The sequence below is a fragment of the Pseudoalteromonas luteoviolacea genome (assembly GCF_001750165.1).
GTDB classification, from domain to species: Bacteria; Pseudomonadota; Gammaproteobacteria; order Enterobacterales; family Alteromonadaceae; genus Pseudoalteromonas; species Pseudoalteromonas luteoviolacea_G.
Genome location: NZ_CP015411.1, coordinates 4,798,919 through 4,814,304, shown reverse-complemented (window position 1 = coordinate 4,814,304; position 15,386 = coordinate 4,798,919). Strand labels below are relative to the sequence as shown.

The 15,386-nt window shown below is 44.3% G+C and carries 13 protein-coding genes; 4 read left to right on the top strand and 9 right to left on the bottom strand.

What is annotated here, in order from left to right; translation table 11 throughout:
- Window positions 1-54: 54 nt before the first annotated feature.
- From S4054249_RS20465 to S4054249_RS20430, 8 genes are all read right to left on the bottom strand, one after another.
- Entirely contained in the window at window positions 55-672 is a 618-nt protein-coding gene (locus S4054249_RS20465) for a heme acquisition protein HasA (protein WP_046354881.1), read from the bottom strand.
- Window positions 673-801: 129 nt separating this feature from the next.
- Window positions 802-2,730 (bottom strand): hypothetical protein, encoded by a 1,929-nt coding sequence (locus tag S4054249_RS26825; RefSeq protein WP_063881447.1) that lies wholly within the window; start codon window positions 2,728-2,730, stop codon window positions 802-804.
- A 21-nt stretch (window positions 2,731-2,751) separates the two neighbouring features.
- A complete protein-coding gene (locus tag S4054249_RS20455; RefSeq protein ID WP_052960873.1) occupies window positions 2,752-5,259 on the bottom strand; it encodes a TonB-dependent receptor in 2,508 nt (835 codons plus the stop codon).
- 111 nt (window positions 5,260-5,370) lie between these two features.
- Complete coding sequence (locus S4054249_RS20450) at window positions 5,371-6,333, bottom strand: FecR family protein (RefSeq protein ID WP_046354882.1); 963 nt, start codon at window positions 6,331-6,333, stop codon at window positions 5,371-5,373.
- 15 nt (window positions 6,334-6,348) lie between these two features.
- The gene (locus S4054249_RS20445; protein ID WP_052960874.1) at window positions 6,349-6,852 is read right to left on the bottom strand and encodes a sigma-70 family RNA polymerase sigma factor; all 504 of its coding nucleotides are present in this window, start codon (window positions 6,850-6,852) and stop codon (window positions 6,349-6,351) included.
- A gap of 472 nt (window positions 6,853-7,324) precedes the next feature.
- The gene (locus S4054249_RS20440; protein ID WP_046354884.1) at window positions 7,325-7,855 is read right to left on the bottom strand and encodes a TlpA disulfide reductase family protein; all 531 of its coding nucleotides are present in this window, start codon (window positions 7,853-7,855) and stop codon (window positions 7,325-7,327) included.
- A 170-nt stretch (window positions 7,856-8,025) separates the two neighbouring features.
- Entirely contained in the window at window positions 8,026-8,520 is a 495-nt protein-coding gene (locus S4054249_RS20435) for a YbaN family protein (protein ID WP_052960875.1), read from the bottom strand.
- Window positions 8,510-9,202: a biliverdin-producing heme oxygenase gene (locus S4054249_RS20430; protein WP_052960876.1), complete on the bottom strand. Its 693-nt coding sequence runs from the start codon at window positions 9,200-9,202 to the stop codon at window positions 8,510-8,512. Before S4054249_RS20430 ends, S4054249_RS20435 begins: the two co-directional genes overlap by 11 nt.
- A 216-nt stretch (window positions 9,203-9,418) precedes the next feature.
- On the opposite strand from S4054249_RS20430, the gene S4054249_RS20425 reads away from it, so the two are divergent.
- From S4054249_RS20425 to S4054249_RS20415, 3 genes are all read left to right on the top strand, one after another.
- The gene (locus S4054249_RS20425; protein WP_046354885.1) at window positions 9,419-10,606 is read left to right on the top strand and encodes a cellulase family glycosylhydrolase; all 1,188 of its coding nucleotides are present in this window, start codon (window positions 9,419-9,421) and stop codon (window positions 10,604-10,606) included.
- A 254-nt stretch (window positions 10,607-10,860) separates the two neighbouring features.
- Window positions 10,861-12,879, top strand: coding sequence for a methyl-accepting chemotaxis protein (locus S4054249_RS20420; RefSeq protein WP_230851892.1), 2,019 nt, complete (start codon window positions 10,861-10,863; stop codon window positions 12,877-12,879).
- A 103-nt stretch (window positions 12,880-12,982) separates the two neighbouring features.
- Window positions 12,983-13,201: a TIGR02450 family Trp-rich protein gene (locus tag S4054249_RS20415; protein ID WP_046354886.1), complete on the top strand. Its 219-nt coding sequence runs from the start codon at window positions 12,983-12,985 to the stop codon at window positions 13,199-13,201.
- Window positions 13,202-13,203: 2 nt separating this feature from the next.
- Here S4054249_RS20415 and S4054249_RS20410 read toward each other — a convergent pair whose 3' ends face one another.
- Window positions 13,204-14,400, bottom strand: coding sequence for a helix-turn-helix domain-containing protein (locus tag S4054249_RS20410; RefSeq protein ID WP_052960877.1), 1,197 nt, complete (start codon window positions 14,398-14,400; stop codon window positions 13,204-13,206).
- A 190-nt stretch (window positions 14,401-14,590) separates the two neighbouring features.
- Between S4054249_RS20410 and S4054249_RS20405 the strand changes: the two genes are divergently transcribed.
- Complete coding sequence (locus S4054249_RS20405) at window positions 14,591-15,304, top strand: DUF2306 domain-containing protein (protein ID WP_046354887.1); 714 nt, start codon at window positions 14,591-14,593, stop codon at window positions 15,302-15,304.
- Window positions 15,305-15,386 lie beyond the last annotated feature (82 nt).

Sequence of the window (15,386 nt, the reverse complement as noted above, 5' to 3'; positions counted from 1 at the left end):
GTAGACTCAATAGATTGCAGATAGCACTGCAGCGAAGCTGCAGTGCTTAATGGGTTAAGCGACTAGGTCAAAATCAGCCAAGCCTGCTACACCAACTGTGCCAATAGTGTCGTTTAGAGTTAGATCGATGCCCTGTTGTGTTAGTAGATCTGTGAAGTAAGTAAACTCAGAGTCTTTTAAGCCATCAACAATGTTGTGTGTTGTGTTAGTACCTTCATGGCGACCAATTACACCCCCTGTTGCATCAAAGCCAGCATTTAGACCAATTGTGTCTAGGCCATCGAAGCTCACTAGATCTTCTGCGAAGCTGTATTCACCATTTGCATTTTGCGTTAGGCCACGACCGAATGAAATTGAAGCAATTTCACCGTACATTGTGTGTGAAGGACCTGCGAAGAATGTGTAGTCTACGTATGAACCGTCAGCGGCTTGGATGATAAAGCCTAGGCTTTCAGTACCTACTTGACCTTCTTGAACATATTGAGTACCAGAAAAAGTACCAAATAGTCCCCAGAAGCCCAGATCTACAGTTGGATTTGGGTTCTCTGCACCAGCAAAGCTACCGATGTTTTCATTGTAATCGGTGTTTTTGAAGAAACGAGTTGCATCTGTGAAGAAGTCGTTTAGGTTACTGAACGTGTAGTTTGCACTGTAAGTTACTTGTATTGACATGGTAATTCCTTAATCGTTAATTATTTAATATTGTTGACCTAAAGGTCGTTGTGAGAAGTACCTGCTGCGCGCCATGCTGATACTTCCGTTGTTATTGGCAAGGGCATGCCCTTGCAATTCGAATTTGGTTTATTGCGCTTTTCGGCGTAAACGGCGACCAATAATCAGTGCACCTAGCGCAAGCATGAAGCCGCCAAATGAACCACTGCTGTCTTTGTCTGCTTCAGGCTCTGGTGTCGGCTCAGGATTTGTGCCGGTATCAGGTTCTGGCTCTGGTTCTGGCTCTGGCTCTGGCTCTGGCTCAGGTTCTGGCTCAGGCTCTGGCTCTGGCTCTGGCTCCGGCTCAGGCTCCGGCTCAGGCTCAGGCTCAGGCTCAGGCTCAGGCTCAGGCTCAGGCTCAGGCTCAGGTTCAGGTTCAGGTTCAGGTTCAGGCTCAGGCTCAGGTTCAGGTTCAGGTTCAGGTTCAGGCTCAGGGTTGACTAACACTTCAAGTGTTTGGGTATACATCTTTTGATCAGTATCCTGACAGGTCAACACATAGGACTTTTCGCCCTCAGAGTCCGGTTCTATAGACTCTTGTCCATTGCTCTCTTTTACCCCTTCCCAATCACCACTGGCGGTACAGTTACTGATATTGATTGATTGCCAGCTTAACTCTAGGCGCTCTCCAACCGTCAGTTCAGTTGTTGCAGTGGTAAAACTTAATGCATGTTGTTTGACGGTAAATTCAAATACGCCACCAGATTCTGTGGTGTTATTACCGTTGGTGGCACCATAGATAGTCTGCTGCTCTTCTAAGAGTGCGCCTGGTGTTAGACCAACAGGTCGGATAGAGGCTTGACCATCAAATTGTTGAACAATTTCAAAGCTATCTTTTGTTTTATCAAGATCTGCGGCGTCTGCGCTTACATTGATACGGAAAAGTACACCCGAGCCTGTTTCATCACCGCCGTTAGAGCGCGTCGTACCATAAATGTTTCCGTCCGCAGCTAACACCAGTGGGCCCGCTGGTAAATGACCATCTTGCGCAGCCGTGATGCCATTTTCTTCGTTGCCAAAGGTATGAAGTAGATTGAAGCTGTTCGCTTTATTTTTATGGAGGCGCCATACCGTTTTAGCTGAAGTACCATATAGCCAGTCTCCATGTTCAACAACGGCGTTGGTTGCCAGCGAATGGTCGTCAATTAACCCATGAAGCTTATTGGTGAAGGAATGAAGTACCGTGACTTCTGAGCTGCCATCTGTCACAACATTGGCCAGATCGACTTTAAATACGGTGCCACTGGCAAAGTCGTCATTGTCCAGCCCGTCATGGCTGCCTGCACCTGCCGAATTCGCATTTTTGTGTGCAAGGCCGTAAATGGCATTGTCGGCTGCACTGAAGATCAAGGCTGCGGGAGATTGTCCTTTGGTATAGATAAACGAACTGCCTGCAGCTTGTTTATATTCATCACGACCGAAGTTGACCAATATGTCTAGTTCACCTTCTGAGCTTAAGCGTAACAAAGCATAAAATTCATCATTGCGCTGTGATGCTGCAAAATAAATATTGTCTTGTGTATCGACGGTGATGAGGCCGTTTATTTCGAAACTGCCACCATTGATATGGCTAATGTCCAGGCCCGATAGCGCATCCTGCATGCCACCTTCTTCGGTCCATACAAATAAGCTTGATTTTGCACCACCAAAGGCTGCACCTAGGCTGTTTACCACGACATTGGTCGTAAATGCACCGATATCATTATTTACGGTATTAATTTGTGTATTAAAATCAGTCAACTTTCCTTCACTCAATTGCGGAGTGAAGTAATAAATTCCTGATTGACCGAGTGTTGTCATCGTGTTGCCAGCACCAGACATCATGCTACCAATCAGCTTACCGCTTTTAGGGTGCAATACCGGTGGCTTGGTGGGCAGCATGCCTTTGTCTCCGCCGAACATAATGGTCTGTGGGTTGCCAAACACATGTAATTGTTGCAGGTTTATTTCAGCGGCAGTTGCCACGTTTGCGCTCATTACGGCGCTACTGATAAGCGCGAGCCTAAAAGCTTTTTGCATGATTTTTACCCTTATCTTAAATTAGAATTTGATGTTGATCCGTCCAATCACACTGCGTCCTGGTGCTACCCAATATGAGGTGCCATTGGCCTCGGCATAATTGAGGTCTTTTAGGTTGTCGACAGACAGACGCAGTTGGAGCTGTGGTGAGTACTGGTAATCTAGCCATAGATCGTAGATTTCCCAGTCAACAACATCTTTATATGCTGAGCCACCTCGACCATCGTTATCTTCTACACGCACGCGCGTACCAAATTTCAATTTGTCTTCGAGTAGCTTGACGCCAATCGTCAAGGCAGCGCTATGCTTTGCAGGCTCGATATAAAGTAAGCCTCCAGATTTTGTTTGACCTAGGTTTGTTTTCGGGAACCCAACTTGGCTGCCCAATGGAAACGGGTCATAGTCGCCTTGGCCTGGGTTAAAGTTCATTTTGGTGTAGTTCAGCTCGGCAAAAATATGCTTTGACTCATAGTCGGCTTGTAGCTCAAGCCCTTCAAAACGAACCTCATCGAGTAAATTGACATAGCTGCGAATATTGCTTCTATCACTGACAGACGTTGGGCTCATGACGGTACCTTGAACAATAAAGTTATCAACCGTATTGTTAAACCAGCCCGCTTTAATCATGAGGTCATGCTTATTGGCTAATTGCATAAACTCAAAGTTGATGCCAACTTCGTTATTGAGAGACTTTTCAGCTTTTAAACCGGGGTTTGGGTAAAATGGGAAGCTATTACCGGCGTGCATACCAAAAAGCAGAGTTTCTGTGATTGCAGGGTGTCTCACCCCTTTGGCCGAGCTTACATACGCCTGTATTTCATCGGTAAAGCGATAGGCTACGCGTACATTAGGCGATATGTATTCGTCATGGCGTGCCACGTCAAAATGAGTAAAAATAAGCGTTTTAGACGGTGTGACGCCCGGCGGGTTGAGGATTGACCCTGAGTTTATTTCTCCTTCACCTTCGATTGAGAAGTGCTCGTAACGCACGCCTGTTTCAATGGATAAATGCTCCCCATATTGCCATTCTGCCTGAGTAAATACGCTGGCAACGGCACGATCGCCACCTGGTGTTGCACCTGTGAACCAAGTTGGATCGCCTGAACCGGGTGTTTGCTGAATCGCTTGAGGTTGTGTCCAATCTCTAAAGTATTCGGTACCGGTATTAAGGATTAATAAAGAGTCAGTCTCTGGCAACCATTGATGTTCGAGACTGAAAAATGCATAGTTTTCTAGCGCCATGCCAACGGTATTGGTCTCAAACTCAAGCGCAAACTCACCGTACGGGTTGGTTTCTTTTCCTGACTCAAAACGGTGCTGTCGCATATTGGTGCGGTTGTAATAAATACTGGCACTTACATCGAGATAATCGGAATTCGGATTCCAAGTATAATCTAATTTAATGGTGTCATTTTTCAGCTTACTGGTTGCACCTGGTGCGCTGTCGGGGTTTGTTTGATCCGTGGTTGAGCCTTCTTCAAAGTCGGCGTAAAAGCCGATATAGCTCAACTTAATTGTTTGTTGGTCATCGATTTTATAACTGGCTTTGAGTAGAGAAGACCATTGATCTTGTTCGGTAAACGCGCTTAACGCATCGAAGTATTCACTTTTACCTGCATTGCCGCCACTTTGACCTGGCTCAAATCGCCCGACGCTTTTTCGGCCAATGGCTGCAACCAGTTCTAAATTCTTTCCCACGCGCACACCCGACGCTAACAGCCCCTGCAGGTGATAGGCATTACTGCCTGTTGCCAAAGAAAGTTTGCTGCCATGCGCTTTCCCTTCGATTGCAAGATCCGCAAACTCAAGCGTCTTGAAGTTGACTACGCCACCAATGGCGCCTGCACCACCGGCATCACCCACTGGGCCTTTGGATATATCGACACTGGACAGTAACTGTGGATCGAGATAAACCGTGCCATTTGCGCCGTGACCACTGCGTTGAAAGTTTTGTCTTGCACCATCAATCATCACATTCACGCGGCCAAAGTCTTGTATACCACGCACGTTGACGGCCACGCCTGGCTCTTGGCGCGATTGTGAGGTGGCCACACCGGGGACATTATAAAAAATATCGGATGTATCTCTCGGTGCGACGCGGGTAAGCTGTGCTTGCCCTAACTTTGTGTCGGAAGAAGCCGATTGATAGATCTCAGTGCGCGCATTAGTACTGGCATAAACATCAAGTGTATCAAGCACAACGGCTTGGTCATCAGCGATTGAACGGATGATGAAACTGCCATTTGCTGTTTTTTCGGCATATAACCCAGTACCAGTGAGTAGCTGATCGAAACCCTCTCTCAATACAAACTCGCCCTTTAATCCAAGCGTCTGTGTGCTGCCAACTTGGTTGGGATCGAATTGCAGTAAGACGCCCGTTTGCAGTGCCAACGTATTCAACGCGTTAGCTAAACTGCCTTTTGGAATATCAAGTTGGTGTGCTTGTTGTGCCAAGGCTACGCTTGGTAAAGCCAGTCCAGTGCACAGCAATGCAGTTAAAATTGAGCGAGGAGTTCGATCGCCTATCATAAATGGTTCTCATTATTATTTAGAGCTACATATAGGACGGGGCAGTAAAAAAAAACAGTACCCAAAAACTAAAAAAATTCGGAATTTTTTTTAGTTTTTGGATTATCTCAATTATTTCAATGAGATAAAGTGGAGGTGATTGGCCACTGATTGATGTTTTATGGTTGGATCTGATGCCAACATTTTCATTGCGAGTTCGATATTGTCAGTCGGGTATACACCAGAAACACGAATATGGCTGAGCTCAGTGCTTTGATACATTAAGATGCCCGGATAATGTGCCTCGAGTGATTCTAATAACACGGTGAGACTAATATCATTGGCAACCAATCGATGGTTTAACCAAGCTAAGCGGATACTCGGGTTGGTTGGGTAAGGGCCTGTTAAGTATCTATCTTCTACTTCCATGGCTTCGCCTTGCTTGCCTGTTACACAGTTATTTTGTGGCAAATAGCACAGTTTTACTTTGGATTCTGTGACGACGACGTAAGTATCTTGTCCGCGTGCTTTGACCGAGAAGCTTGTACCTAGTGCGGTTGCGCTGGTGTCCTGTGTTTGAACGACTAAAGGCCATGATGGGTTGGTGGTTGCGTCTATATGCACTTCACCTTGATGTAGGCGAATTAGGCGGTTTTGGTCATTGAATTCTACATCAATTTGCGTTTGTGCATTTAGGGTTATCACACTGCCATCTTGAAGTGTAATCGTTTGAGTTTGTCCTTTGAGGGTATAGTGATCAGCGGTGATACCGCTAAAACCAAGATGGTTTAATAACAAACCAAATCCCGAAAATAAGGCGATACTGAGAAACGCTTTTGCTGCACCATGACGCTTTGGTGGCTTGTTATCTAACACGTTATTTAAAACGCGCCCATTTAACCCCGTATCGGGTGTATTGAACTCACCCCACAACGCAGTTAATTCATCATATGCTTTTTGATTGTCTGGGTGTAAGTTTAGCCATTGATGATGTGCTTGAATATCTTCGTCAGTTGGCGCGTCCGAATGTAATAAGGCACACCAATCTGCGGCTTGTTTGAGTTTATGTTGGTAGCTAGAGTTTTGTGCCGACATAGTGATCTCTGGGACTTAATCCATCAACTGGCTGTGGCAATGTAAGAGCGTTTGAGCAATATACTTTTGTACCATGCTTTCGGAGACATCAAGCGCAGTGGCGATTTCTTTATATTTCATACCATCTAAACGCGCCATTAAAAACGCGCGTCTAGGTTTATCCGCGAGACCTTCGAGTAAACGAGAAAGGGCTTCTAGTCTTTGCATCGTTTCTAAAACGATTTCACAAGAGGGGGCTTGCGCTTGTGGCAACTCACTTTGCGCCTCGATATAAGCCTGTTCGATGCGTTTTCGACGCGCTTTATCTATGATTAAGCGGTTTGCAATGGTGGCTAAATAAGCGCGAGGCTCTTTGACCTCGAGTAGATCGGTCGATGAAGTCAGGGCCCTGATAAAGGTGTCCTGAGATAAATCTTGTGCATCGTGATGCGAGTGCAGTTTCAGCTTGTTCTGTAAGAACCTCACCAGCCAAAATTGATTATCGCGAATAAACAGATCTATACCAGCGGAATTTGACACCGTTTGTTCCTTACTGTAGTGCATAAATGTAAATAATTATCATTAACAGTACCATTAATAAAGTATTGGAGCAAGCTTAATGTGTCTAAGATAAAAGTTGGCAGAGTAAAAAATTTGCAGGGTTTAAAGTGTGAATTATCACGATAAAAATTAAGTAAAGACGGTTGATTTTGATATCGAGATTGGCCTTTGAATATAGGTTGCATCTGTGGTGATTTGATACTAAAAGTATTGAAAAGTTTAGAAAATTGCTATTTAAAAGCGTGTTTATATTGATGGGAAGTGGCCTTTGTTATTTTTATAAATTAGGCAGTAATAATTATCTAATGATGTGTTCCTTTAGCCATAAGTTGAGCCCTAGTACAATATTAATTATTTAATTTTTTACAATGTATGAATACCTTGAAACCGAGATAAGTGGCAGGGTTTTCAGAAACTAGGTGGATTTATTCTGACAACCATGCGCGTATTGTTATCCTTTATCTTCGAGTGACGTATTACTGGTCAATACTTTCTCAATGGCTTTAAGCATTGGTTGGGCTGTTCGTTCGCTATATCCCGCTTGGGTGTAAGTAACTTGGCCTTGCTGATCTATAACGAGGGTGAAAGGTAACCCGGGTTTTTTTAACTTCCTATAAAGAGTATGCTTTTTGTCGAAAACAAAAGTGACTTGTAGTCCGCGCTTTTCAAATTGTTTCAATAAACTCTTGTATGTTCTTTTTGTTTGACTTAGGTTGCCTTCCTCTCTGGTGTTAACAACAATCACGCTAATTTTATCGTGACCTAATTTGCGTTGTAACCCCTCTAGTAATGGTAGTAATTGTTTACAGTATGGGCACCATGAAGCCCAAAAGGTAACAATGGTAGGCGTGGTATTGCTTCTGTAAATTGGCGTTTCGTGCTGATTTAAACCAAGTACTTGATCAGCACTTATATGCTCTATATTGGCGTTTGCTTTCGCTGTGAAACACAAAATGAATAAAATCAGACTATACCGTAGCATACTTCGCTCCTTGTCATATTAAACCTCAGTCATGGCGATGAATTGTAACGCGTTATAAAAGTAGAACGATATTTTTATGACAAGATAACATGTTGACTGTGTTTTGTTTGTTTATCTCCGGGCCAAGGAGGGAGTGAGGGTGTAGTTGAATAGCTGAGGTGGCTAATGTTTTAGTAGATGGCTGGTGAATACTCAACGAAAAACCAGTAGCACAGTAATAAACAAGAAACCGTGCTGAGCACAATATTTAAACGCTTCTCTTGCTGAGCATTGCCTTGTGCGTTTGGACAGCTGGGCTTGGCAAACAAGTAGTTGCAGATAAAGGCAAACAGCAAAAATAAAGCGATTTGTAACCAACCAAAAGAAAACAGCAAGCCAGATATTATTAGGCTGGCACTCATCCCTGCTGCTGCAAAGTACTTGGCGGGTTTTGGTACAACTTGATATCGTTGCCAATTCCTCAGTATATGGCCGAATCTGGGGTGTGTTAGCAGCCAGTGCTCAAGTCGAGCAGAGGACTTTGAAAAACACCAAAGTGCGATGATCAGAAAAACCGTGGTTGGCATGATTGGCAAAATCGCGCCAATGAATGCAAGTCCAAGTGAAATAATGCCACCGAATAGGTAGGTATATTTCACTAGGTTTTGACGAATGTTACGCGACATGAGCATCTTCTGATTGTGCATAACTCAGCTCAACAAGTTCATTCGCAAACTTAAACGCCGCTTGTGCACCTTCGAGCATCGCTTGTACTTGTGGCTCACTTAGCGGTGCTTCTTCAACACCTTGCATAAATTGACGCCAGTGAGCACCTTGGTTTGAGCCCGCTAAAAATCGAGCGCCAAACTCACTATTTAAGCCTAACTTTTCAGCTTCTTTGGCTAATATGGCGGCTCCAAGTTTTGACCCTTCAATAACATATAGCCAGCCTAGGCTCTCGAACAGGGATGCATCAAGATGTGAGTGTGTTGGTAACGGCTCTGGTTGTGCCATGCCCAAATCTTGAAAGTCTTGTATCAGTTGTGCGCATCGATCTCTATTTTGTAAGTCCGGGATCATGTCAGCAAGTTGCGAATTTTGATATAGCCCAGCCACGTAATCCATTAAGTAATATTGATAGCGCAGAAACTGGCCATAATTGGCTTTGTTCTCAAATGGTGATTGCGCCATGATTTTCTTATCTAACTGATCGTGAACGCTCGATGTTGAAGTTCTTAATTTACTCATTCTTGGGTAGTTGGCAGATCGTAAGTTACTCATTTTATTTAATTTGAATTCATCATATAAATAAGAACGTGCGAGTTGATAAAACCCATAAAACAATTGGTTAATAATTCTTAACCACATGATTTTATTGTTTTTTATGTTTCATGTTAGGTGCGGCTGGTTAAAGACCCAGATAATGCGATAGCAGAATAGGGTGTCAGTAGCGATTTTCAGCACATTTCAAACCATTTTTAATACTTTACGATCAACTTAGTGAAAAATAATAGCCATTTAGATTGGTAACCTCTATATCTCTATCAGGAACAACTATGTAAACAACATGTAAAGGTGAAAGAGATGAAAAAACACTATTTGAGTGCAGTCTCACTGGCGGTAGGGCTGATAGCAAGTCAGGTTTATGCTGCTGATTGCAGCGCCGTAAATACATATCCAGATTGGCCACAGAAAAATTGGCAAGGGCAACCAAGTCATGCTGGTGCTGGCGATAAATTGGTGTATAACAATACACTTTATCAAGCAAAGTGGTGGACAAGTTCTGAGCCTGGAACTGGTTCAGCATGGCAATATTTGGGCCGCTGTGACACAGGTACCCATATCACTCCGGTTGAAAAGTATGGCCGTTTACAGGTGTGTGGCACGGGCCTGTGTAGTGAAGCAAATCAGCGCATTCAATTACGGGGTATGAGTAGCCACGGATTACAGTGGCATGGTCTGGGCAAATGTCTGACGGACAAAAGCTTAGATGTACTGAGTTATGATTGGCAAGCCGATGTGTTGCGATTGAGTTTATACGTTCAAGAGGGCGGGTATGAGACTGATCCAGTTGGGTTTACTAATCAAATGCATACACTTATTGAGATGGCGAGTGCGCGTGGACTCTATGTGTTAGTGGACTGGCACCAACTAGACCCAGGTGATCCAAACTATAATGTGGAGGCGGCTAAAACGTTTTTCACCGAAATTGTCACCAAACATAAGCACCGTAATAACCTCATCTATGATATTGCCAATGAACCCAATGGTGTACCTTGGTCTGCGGTACGTCACTACGCTGAGCAAGTGATCCCGGTGATCCGTAATATTCAGCCTAATGCATTGATCATGGTGGGGACTCATGGCTGGTCTACATTTGGTGCATCCATGTCAGATGGCGATTTACAAGACGTGATAAACGATCCTGTACCATTTGACAACATCATGTATACCTTCCATTTTTACGCCGCCGCACACACGGATTACCACCGTAATATGCTCGATAGAGCGTCGGATATTTTCCCCGTGTTTGTCAGTGAGTTTGGTACGCAGCATTACACCGGTGGCGGTGCAAATGACTTCGTAAGTTCGCAGAAATATATTGATTTGATGGCTAGGAAAAAAATCAGCTGGACTAACTGGAATTACTCAGACGACCCACTCAGTGGTGCGGCATTTAAAGTGGGGAGTTGCGCGTCGCAAAATTTTGCTGACTCCGAACTTAAAGAAGCTGGGGCATGGATCAAAGCAAAAATCTTGGAAGGGCGTTAATTGTCGCGAAAGATGGTTGAGCAGTAGTAAAAGCGTGTGATAACGCGCTTTTACTACTATTTTCTTGGTGGCTTATCAGTGCGACAAAATTTATGGTTATCTCATTCAAATTATTGCTATAAATACACTTTTTTACCTTTTATCGGTATTTTTGGCGTCTTTTTATAAATTCTTTAATTTTCATTTGGATATGACGTGAAAATAAATAATTTTGCAATTGGGTGAGCTGTACTATAGTTTAATTCGTAAAAAAAATGTTTAAGAAAAATAGTGGTGCAGTGATGTTACAAGCAATTGCTCGATTGGTTTCAAGCCATATGACGACCGTTGTATTACTACCATGTTTGCTCTTGGGCGCAGTGATTTTTTACGATGTATCCATGTCGGCTAAACGGATGAATGACGCCTATGATGCAGAGTACAATGCGTTTTTGAGCCATATGGTATTGAGTGTTATTCACGAAACGCAAAAAGAGCGCGGAGCCTCAGCTGGCTTCATCGGCTCTAAAGGTGCAAAGTTTAAAGACAACTTGCGCCAGCAGCGCACACAAACAGACAATTTGATCGCCAAACTCAAACAGGAAAAACTGCAGTGGGACTTGATCCCAGAAATGGCCAAAGAGCTGGCCGAATTTGAGCGCATGTTTGTTAACCTGTCGCAAATCCGCAGCCGTGTCGATGCCTTGTCTATTTCGCTGCCAGAAGCGCTGAAGTTTTACACGGACATTAATCTTAAAGCGCTGCATATGGTGATCACCGCATCGCGGCTGAGCAGCGATCACACCATCGCCACCGAATTAGTGGCCATCTACAACTTTTCTAGCGCCAAAGAATCCTCGGGTATTGAACGCGCCGTTTTATCTAATGTCCTGAGTCGAGATAGTTTTACGCCAGCACTCAAAACCAAACATGTGGCACTGATGACTAAGCAAGATGTGTATTTAGAAGAAGCCCTTGAAGCCTCTCCTCTCGCAATGAAACGCATCTTGGAACAGGCACTGAGTGGCAGTGCCTTTCGTGAAGTGGCCCGTTATCGCAGTGGTGTTGAAAGTAAAAATGACAATTTTGGCCTGGATGCGGAGAGCTGGTTCAAAGCCGCTACAGATCGCATTAACGCACTGAAAGAAGCGGAAGAAAAAGCACTAAACTTGGTGGATGAAACAGCCATTAAAATTCAGCAGCACGCGGTGTGGGTATTGGTCATTGAGTTGATTATTTTAGTCGTCGGCTTGGTGATCACAGCGGCATTGTTTTTTGCGATCCGACTGCGTCGCCGTCAGTCAGCAAAAATTGCTGAAGGCATAGACATTGCCATGTTAAATAAAAACCTCGGCCATGAGATTGGTGTGATTTCTAAAGATGAGTTGGGAAAATCTGCAAATAATATCAACAAATTAACCCGCCAATTTGAAGACGATTTGATTGAGTTTGCGCGGGTGTCTTCCAGCATTGCTAACGCGTCGCAAGAAACGGCAACGGCCATTCAGCAAAGCCAAGAAAATTTAGTGAGCCAGCAATCTGGCATTCAAACAATTGCGTCCGCCTCTGAGCAAATGAGTGCCAACATTCAAGTGATCGCCAATTCTATGAACGAAAATGCGGCGGCAGCAAAAACGGTCACCCAAGAGTCATTACAAGGCCAGCAAGTGGTGGCCGATGCAGTACAAGTGATACAGCAGGCCTCAGATGATATGGCACGCTCTGCACAATCGGTTGACGCACTGAATGAGCGGGTCGGCAGTATTTCTTCCATGGTTGAAATGATAAAAAGCATTGCAGAGCAGACTAATTTGTTAGCGTTGAATGCCGCCATTGAAGCGGCCCGTGCAGGTGAGCAAGGGCGGGGTTTTGCAGTGGTGGCCGATGAGGTGCGCAGCCTTGCCAGTCGCACTCAGAAGTCGACGGAAGAAATATCCGCGTTAGTGAGTGAGTTACAAACCAGCTCCTCAGAGGCATCTGATGTCATTACACAAGGCAAAGAGAATGCGCTTGAAGCGGCGCAGCGTGCAGAAGAAATAAAGCGTGCCCTTGAGCAAATTGTTGAACAGGCTCAACAAGTTGAATTGGTGACCGAGTCTGTGTCGAGTAATACTCAACAGCAAAGTAATGCCATTGATGAAGTGAGTAAAAACATCAATGGGATATTCCAAAAAGCCACTGAGAATGTCAGCGGGGCGGAGCAAATCAACATTGCTGCCACAGACATTGCCAGAGCGGCGCAAATGATGGATAAGTTAATCGCCGAATACACAGTGAGTCAGTCTGTACGTTAACCTTTCATGGGCATACCATGGGTGAATGGTATGCCAATTGTTATTTTGATCTGGCATGATAACTTTGACGTATTAAGCGTTAAATCAATCCAAAACCAACTTTATGCAGTATACACTCACGCCTAAAAAATTGCTCCACAGTAAGTGGACATCAGTTAGTCCAGAGCACAAAGAAAAACACTTTATGGTCACGTCAGTCGAGTTTGATGAAGATGGCAAAGTAATTGAGTGCATGATTGAAGCGCTGATGACGAAGCGCGAAATTGCCATTAATTGGCGTACACTTAAAGACCCTAAAGTATGGAAGATGGGCTGGAAGTAGCCCTAATCCGTGCTGTTTTGTTGCCGATAGGCACTGGGGGTCATGCCGGTGTGTTTTTTAAAGGCGGTGTAAAATGCAGACTTAGAATTAAAGCCAACCAACATGGCCACATCTAAAATGGTTACATTACTTTCCTCGAGACTGTGTTTTGCCGCATCGATACGATGTTGATTTACGAAATCGAAAAAGCGGGTATTCAGTGTTTCATTCAAGGTTTGAGAGATGTAATGGCTCGGCGCCTGAATATGTGCCGCGAGCTTTGGCAAAGATAAAGCAGCGTCTAAATAGAGCTTATCATCTTGCATGGCATGCTGTAATTTGGTGGCAATTCTTTGTGCTTGCTGGGCATCTAAAGCCGAACGCTGATACTTTTCATCACTGCTTGGCATAGGCTCAGTTGATAGAGATTTATCAACGTCATAACACTCTGCAAAGCCAGGCTTTTGCCTTAACCCCCATAGTGACAAACTATACACGAGCAGTAATATCAAGATGGCATGCAAATATGGGCTGAGTGGAATTGGCGTGAGCAGGTTATCAAACACTAAATTAGTGGCGATGAATAGCCATACCCCGCCGACTGAACTTAATAACCAAACTAACCAATGTAGTTCTTTTTGCTCGGTTGATGCAAAGACATCCTTGAGTTTGGCATGATAATCACGCAGCTGTTTAATTATTTTGTAGCAGTACCAAGCAGATTGCAGCACCCAGCTGAGCACAGCAATAAACGTGATGATCAATAAGCCATAGATTAATGTTTGCAGCAGGTCTGGGGCTTGTTCAATCAATGCAAGATCGTCGTTGACCAAAATTGCGTGCTGATAGTGTGTGGGTAAACACAGTGCGATGAATGTAATCGTGCAGCCAATACATGCTGGGAGCAGGTGTTTAATATCATGACGTGAAAGCTGCCATGGTGCATTACTGGTGAGTGCTTTGGTGTATAGCCATAGGCTGGGTGCAATCAATAACAGAGCGGGCAATGACATCAAAAGGTTGATAACTTGCCACTCGATAGAGAGTAATACTTTGCTGACGGGCAACATGGCAATGAGCCCAATGGCGAGCAAACAGACTGCCAGTGGACAGTACACCTGATATGTTCGTACCCGTAAAATTAGCTGATGCACACTGAAAATGATGACACAGAGCGTGGCCACATTGAGGGCAAATAGATCGGGTTGTTCAACAATCATCTGTTTGACAATGACCTTATTGTTGCAAGAAAAATAAGTATATAAAACAAAATAATAAGTAGGTTTTGATACATTGTTTATACTGGGTTTTCTTGGTGTTTTTGTCCTGCCCAATCAGCAAGGACGACCTTTATTTCATCATCTTACATAATCATCGCATCCTTCACCAGATGAATTAAGTAAGTACATAATGCATAGAAAAAATCAACCCACCGCGTTTAATTGGCCTGTGGTCAGTGGCCTACTTTTAATCATGGCGATCCCCGGTTTACCGGCCATCATCATTATTGCGTTAGTGTTGTTGGGGCAAAGTGATGTTTTTGGGATGGCTGATGTCATAAACCCTCAATACTTGGCTGCCCCAGCTGCGATATTAACCCATGCTACGGCGGGGGTGACCTTCTTTTTGACTATGCCTTGGCAGTTTTCACCTCGTCTTCGTATGCGCTACCCGCGCTGGCATATGCGAGCTGGACGCATTGCGGTGATATCGGGCTGCGCGATGGCGTTATCAGGGATATGGTTACACCTTGTGCTATCACCTGATGAACTTGGCGGTCGCTTTGTCTCATTGGTTGTGATGAGTATCGCGATTGTGGGGGCATTTTCAGTCGCGGTTTGGCACATAGTGCGTGGTCAAGTCGACCAGCACAAAAAATGGATGGTGCGCGCGGTAGCAATAAGCTTAGCTGCCATAACGCCACTATTTATCGGCGCGATAGTGCATGTGGTGCTGAGCCATTGGCAAGACACATTTGGGTCACTGCTCACTATTTACCATGACTACGATAGGTTGATTGCTATGTTTATTAACCTACTGGTGATTGAGTGGCTGAGTAAAGAGCCACATCAAACTGGCGTATCAAACGCGGGAATTGTATCTGTGTCACCGCACGAAAAATAATGACGTGACGGGTAAAAAAATGATTCTGAGCGTGATTTGAAGTCTATTATCAATTTATTTTTGAAACTGATTTAAAAATATA

What these genes read in the sequence shown, in the direction of transcription:
- S4054249_RS26825 (WP_063881447.1), bottom strand. Translation starts at nt 2,730, where the DNA reads ATGCAAAAAGCTTTTAGGCTCGCGCTTATCAGTAGCGCCGTAATGAGC.
- S4054249_RS20435 (WP_052960875.1), bottom strand. Translation starts at nt 8,520, where the DNA reads ATGTCGCGTAACATTCGTCAAAACCTAGTGAAATATACCTACCTATTC.
- S4054249_RS20405 (WP_046354887.1), top strand. Translation starts at nt 14,591, where the DNA reads ATGCATAGAAAAAATCAACCCACCGCGTTTAATTGGCCTGTGGTCAGT.
- S4054249_RS20465 (WP_046354881.1), bottom strand. Translation starts at nt 672, where the DNA reads ATGTCAATACAAGTAACTTACAGTGCAAACTACACGTTCAGTAACCTA.
- S4054249_RS20430 (WP_052960876.1), bottom strand. Translation starts at nt 9,202, where the DNA reads ATGTGGTTAAGAATTATTAACCAATTGTTTTATGGGTTTTATCAACTC.
- S4054249_RS20450 (WP_046354882.1), bottom strand. Translation starts at nt 6,333, where the DNA reads ATGTCGGCACAAAACTCTAGCTACCAACATAAACTCAAACAAGCCGCA.
- S4054249_RS20425 (WP_046354885.1), top strand. Translation starts at nt 9,419, where the DNA reads ATGAAAAAACACTATTTGAGTGCAGTCTCACTGGCGGTAGGGCTGATA.
- S4054249_RS20415 (WP_046354886.1), top strand. Translation starts at nt 12,983, where the DNA reads ATGCAGTATACACTCACGCCTAAAAAATTGCTCCACAGTAAGTGGACA.
- S4054249_RS20420 (WP_230851892.1), top strand. Translation starts at nt 10,861, where the DNA reads ATGTTTAAGAAAAATAGTGGTGCAGTGATGTTACAAGCAATTGCTCGA.
- S4054249_RS20410 (WP_052960877.1), bottom strand. Translation starts at nt 14,400, where the DNA reads ATGATTGTTGAACAACCCGATCTATTTGCCCTCAATGTGGCCACGCTC.
- S4054249_RS20455 (WP_052960873.1), bottom strand. Translation starts at nt 5,259, where the DNA reads ATGATAGGCGATCGAACTCCTCGCTCAATTTTAACTGCATTGCTGTGC.
- S4054249_RS20440 (WP_046354884.1), bottom strand. Translation starts at nt 7,855, where the DNA reads ATGCTACGGTATAGTCTGATTTTATTCATTTTGTGTTTCACAGCGAAA.